The 4,833-nt window shown below is 42.5% G+C and carries 4 protein-coding genes and 1 pseudogene; 3 read left to right on the top strand and 2 right to left on the bottom strand.

Going from position 1 to position 4,833, the window contains the following annotated elements:
- A pseudogene (locus F6J94_RS30370) lies at positions 1-233 on the top strand (hypothetical protein); the annotation flags it as partial.
- 174 nt (positions 234-407) lie between these two features.
- Here the strand turns inward: F6J94_RS30370 and F6J94_RS30375 are convergent.
- Together F6J94_RS30375 and F6J94_RS30380 are read right to left on the bottom strand one after the other, a co-directional pair.
- Positions 408-794, bottom strand: coding sequence for a hypothetical protein (locus F6J94_RS30375; RefSeq protein ID WP_293047109.1), 387 nt, complete (start codon positions 792-794; stop codon positions 408-410).
- 243 nt (positions 795-1,037) lie between these two features.
- Positions 1,038-1,364 (bottom strand): hypothetical protein, encoded by a 327-nt coding sequence (locus F6J94_RS30380; RefSeq protein ID WP_293020995.1) that lies wholly within the window; start codon positions 1,362-1,364, stop codon positions 1,038-1,040.
- 174 nt (positions 1,365-1,538) lie between these two features.
- Between F6J94_RS30380 and F6J94_RS30385 the strand changes: the two genes are divergently transcribed.
- Positions 1,539-1,820 carry a hypothetical protein gene (locus F6J94_RS30385; protein ID WP_293020997.1) on the top strand — a complete coding sequence of 94 codons (282 nt, stop codon included), beginning with the start codon at positions 1,539-1,541 and terminating at the stop codon, positions 1,818-1,820.
- A gap of 204 nt (positions 1,821-2,024) precedes the next feature.
- A complete protein-coding gene (locus F6J94_RS30390; protein ID WP_293020999.1) occupies positions 2,025-4,382 on the top strand; it encodes an NACHT domain-containing NTPase in 2,358 nt (785 codons plus the stop codon).
- The last annotated feature ends 451 nt before the right edge of the window (positions 4,383-4,833 follow it).

The following is a 4,833-nucleotide window of genomic DNA, read 5'->3' on the forward strand; positions in this document are numbered from 1 at the left end:
TTAATGCTTCAGGTGATCAAAAAAACCGAGTCAAAAAGAAGCAGGATAAGAAAGTTTATCAACCTCTGATCCAAGCCGAATTAGCCAAGCGACTCGATGTTCATTCGAGCACAGTTGGTAAACGTAAATCTGATCCGGACTTTTCACAATGGAGTCAAAGTAAAGATCCAGACGGAATTGCCTGGGAATATTCATCACAGAGAAAAGAATTTTTGCCAGTTGTGAACAATTAGCAAAATTTCGATCGCGAATAAATTTTAATTAGTCATTAGTAATTTCTTCTTTGTCATCTTTACCCAATAACCAATGACTAATCAGCCAGCTTCCCAGAATGATAAGTATTCAAAGGTGAATTATATCATACTAGCAATGATATGATAATACCTAAGGTTAGAAGAAGCTGGAAACTAGGAAATGGAATGAGCAAGTTCTGCCTGGGTTGGGGAATTAAACCTGTCCAGAGCATCCCATTTATTCAACACTTGGGATTTGAGTTGTTCAAATTTTATCTTTAGTATGCGTCTGCTGACTATGGGTTGAGCTATAGGTTGTGAGGTTTGACCAGTATTAGCCGACTCTTGTAACATGTGGCATTGTTGGGGTGTAAGCGTTACGGTCATTACCTGGTTACAGCGTTGTGGTTCTTCAGTGGAAAACAACAGTAGTCGATAGAAGCCTTTATCTGCTAAGCAACGAGTAATGGTCTGAACTTTCGAGGTTTTCAAGTCTAGATAGCAAGGGAGTAACCGAGAGTCCTGTGCTGTAGACTCAAGCACAGTAACCCATAGTAGCATAGGATGAGGCGAATTGATGAAGACAAATTGACTGTGGGGCTTGCTGAATAGATAATACTGAATTTCCTGTGGGGATAACATCAAGCATAATGTGGCAAAATTTCCCAAGCTGCTTGGTAAAATTGCTGGAAATACAATTTTGCTAATTGGTTTATCCAGGGGCCAGGGTTGCTGTAGACACACTTGTAACATTTTAACTCCTGATTATCTATTTATAGTGTAATAAACCTATGAATAGCATCATTAAAAACTCCCTAAGCTAAAAGCAGAATCAATGAAATATTTCTGGCTAACCGTTGATGCTGTTAATTGGTTAAACTTGACATTCCATAATTTTTCAGGTAAACTTTCCACACTCCCTAAGGATGATAGTGATAAACTATTCAAGGGGTAAGTAGATTCTTGAGCGACTACTTCCTTAACGCCATCCTTATAATTCTGGAAAAACTTATTATTCATAAGGGTTGCAGAGATAAAATTTTCAGTCATTGGGGGAATCCCATTGACAAACATCAGGCAGGTAGTGACAGCAGCTGCTTCGATAAAGGTTCTCCAATAACGATGGTTCATAAGTAGAGTTAAGTTGATTGAGATATAGAAATAAGCCTTAGTATGACACCAAGTCAGTAATCAATGAAGGTCGTTATCATACCGTTAGTCATGGTTCACAGTCCTCTTCACCGAACGCCTAAAGTGTACGAAAAATTACTGAACTGAATTGATGCTATAGTTTCAGGATGAAGTTTGGATGTTTGCGATTGCGTTTTTGTTGTGTTTGAGTTGATGTATACCAATGACTCACCAGAAATGGGAGAGGGTGAAAAGGAAAAAGGCTTGCAGGCAACATGGATATCCTCTTGCCTCACGTTTAACGTCATCTTTTGTCCGAGAACAATCAACGGTCGGACCCTTGAGAGTGGGATAGAAGAAAATATAGCAATCCGATTTGAGTTGTCAAACACCAGAAAAGGGGCAGAGGAACCTCAGACCGGAAGTGGAGGAACAGAAGTAAGAATCTCACCATAGGTTCTTTTTCACAAATGATTGAGGATTTCTATATACTTCTCACCCCATCACCCCATCACCCCATCACCCCATCACCCCATCACCCCATCACCCCCTCTGATCAAAAATTTCCCATTGTGATCCGTTCCTTGTGGCTCTTGACCTATTTTTCGGGAAATCTATAGATGAGTGTCGAAAGATTTTTCAGTAAATTAAGCTTGAGCTATGGCAAAGCGATCTCTCCAGGCATCTCCAGACGGCATCAAAAAAGCCAAACAGGCTTTTGAACGCAAGGGATGGACACAAGAATATTTTGCGGGTGAAATCGGCATAGAAACTCGCCAACCGATTTGGAAGTTTTTTGCCGGTAAACCCGTTGACCGCCGCGTTTTTAGCGAAATCTGCTTTCATCTGGATTTGGAGATGGAAGACATTGTCGCTATACCAGAAGATGCTCAGATAGATGCAGAAAAGAAAGCAGCTGAGGACAAAAGTAGAGTTGATGCCATCGTCACCAAAGTGCGATCGCACTACCATGACAAAATTCAAAATCAGTGTGGCACTCTACGCCTATTAGATATTGCTCGACCGGTTAGTTTAGATCACATCTACGTGGATGTGAATATTCTCGAAGAAATCACTAGTCAACGATGGTTGGAAATTGACGATTTGCAAGGCTTCCCAGCGGAGGAATTTGACCGCTTGGGTATAGGCAAAGTGCGCCGGGAAAGCATACCAGGACTGCAAGCGGTAGAACGCTATCCTAAAATGATGGTGCTAGGTAAACCTGGCTCTGGGAAAACCACCTTTTTGCAATATCTGGCTATTCAGTGCAATCAAGGAAATTTTCAATCGGATCGGGTTCCGATGTTGATTCGATTGAAAAACTTTGCCGAGGATGCTATGATCGAATGTAGTTTCAGCCTATTTAACTACATTAATCAAGAGCTTCAAAGTTGTGGTATTTCAGAACAAGATATTGAAACTATCCTCAGCTATGGCAGAGCCTTGATCTTAATGGATGGCTTGGATGAAGTCCCGGAAAGTGCCAGTAATCAAGTTATTCAACAAATTCGTAAGATTTCAGAAAAGTATTACAAAAATCAGCTGATCATCACATGTCGCATTGCAGCTCAACAGTATCGATTTCAGGGATTTACTGAGGTTGAGATTGCTGACTTCAAACCAGCACAAATTCAACACTTTGCTAAAAAGTGGTTTGTGGCGGTAGCAAGGAATGACCCAGAATCAGGTTTGGAGAAAGCATCTCTGTTTATCGAGCAGATGAAGCTGCCAGAAAATCAGCAAATTAGAGAACTAGCAACAACACCAGTCTTGCTGAATCTAGCCTGTCTGGTTTTTCAAACCAAAGCTGACTTTCCTGTAAAACGCTCTGATCTTTACCAGCAAGGACTAGACTTACTACTGATTCGCTGGGATGAAGCCCGGGGTGTTAAGCGAGATGATATTTATCGTAATTTATCCTTGCCCCACAAGCTAGAATTACTTTCTCAATTAGCAGTTATCACCTTTGAGCAAGGGGAGTATTTCTTTGAAGAAATTCGGCTGCAACAATTAATTGCTGATTATTTACGGAAATTACCAGCAACTCAAAGCAACCAGGCAGCTCTAGAATTAGATAGCTTAGCAGTACTCAAATCTATCGAGGTGCAGCATGGACTATTGGTAGAGCGGGCACGACGAATCTACTCATTCTCCCATCTGACATTTCAAGAGTATTTTACCGCCAGAGCGATTGTGATCGGCACTGGGATGTCTTTGTCACAGCTAGTCGAACACCTACAGGAGAAACGTTGGCGGGAAGTATTTTTACTCACAGCACAAATGTTGCCAGATGCTGATCAGCTATTGTTGCTGATCAAGCAACAGATTAATCGGTTAGTCTGTTCAGAAATGGTGCTTGACTCAGTCAAACTGACACCAAGCGCTATGGCTTTAGATGATAACTTGACAAAGTTCTTGAACTGGATCGAGATCAAATCCCTCGAGATCTATACTCCCTACAAGCCAGCAGCAGTCCGTGCTTTTTACATGACCCTTGCCCTTCCTCCTAGCCATCCTCTTTCCCGGAATCAAGCCTTAGCTTTGGCTATTGATCACAGACTAGGAGGAGAGTTGGGTAGTGAACTTGCCCTAGATTTAGCTTTAGATCATGCTTTAGCTGTTGCCCAAGCTATGACAGCAGAACTAGTTTACGACCGACTCAGTGCTCTTTACCTTGCCCTTGATTTGAATCACCTGACTGGGATTGAGTCTATAGGAGACTATCTAGAGAAGCTTAAAAATCAGCTACCTGACCTAGATGATGACGACCGAGATAGTATTCAAGAATGGTGGCAAAGTCATGGTGCGGAATGGGTATCACAATTAAGAGCCTTGATGATAGAGCATCGCAATATTGGTCACCAATGGCATTTGACCAAGACATCCCAAGATTGGTTAGAGCAGTATAGTCGTGTTAATCACTTGCTAGTAGAGTGCCTCAATAGTAATTGTCAGCTGAGTCTGACGGTGCGCAAAGAAATAGAAGATACGTTGTTGTTGCCCCTGTGCCACTCGTAATTGATCCCTCACGGTCGATGTTGACCTGAAGGGGTGACAAGTAGGTTGTCACCCCTTCAAGCTTTAACCTACCCTAAACCGAATACGGGGCGAACAACCTTGGCCTTGGCCTTGGCCAAAAGGCCAAGCTACGCGAATGGGCCACGCTATGCGAACAACCCTTAACCCTTAAACCTTTTTGACCCGTGCTAGGGTGATAATGTCTTGACACTCCTCTTCCTAGAAGAACGAGGATTCTTTCTTCATAGGGATTCTAATGAACTTGCCCTCAGAAAGCATACACCGTCTGCCCGGCGGCGTTTCAAGCGGTGCGACCCGTGGGAAATTTAACGAATGGGGAGTTTGAGGGGTCGAAATTCCCCATTCCTCTTAAGGATGGGGATGGATAGACCCCTCAAATTCGTCCGCCTGATTGATTTTCGATATATTGCTTGACTTGATCTAAAGGTGC

This window comes from Moorena sp. SIO1F2, from assembly GCF_010672755.1.
Lineage (GTDB): Bacteria > Cyanobacteriota > Cyanobacteriia > Cyanobacteriales > Coleofasciculaceae > Moorena.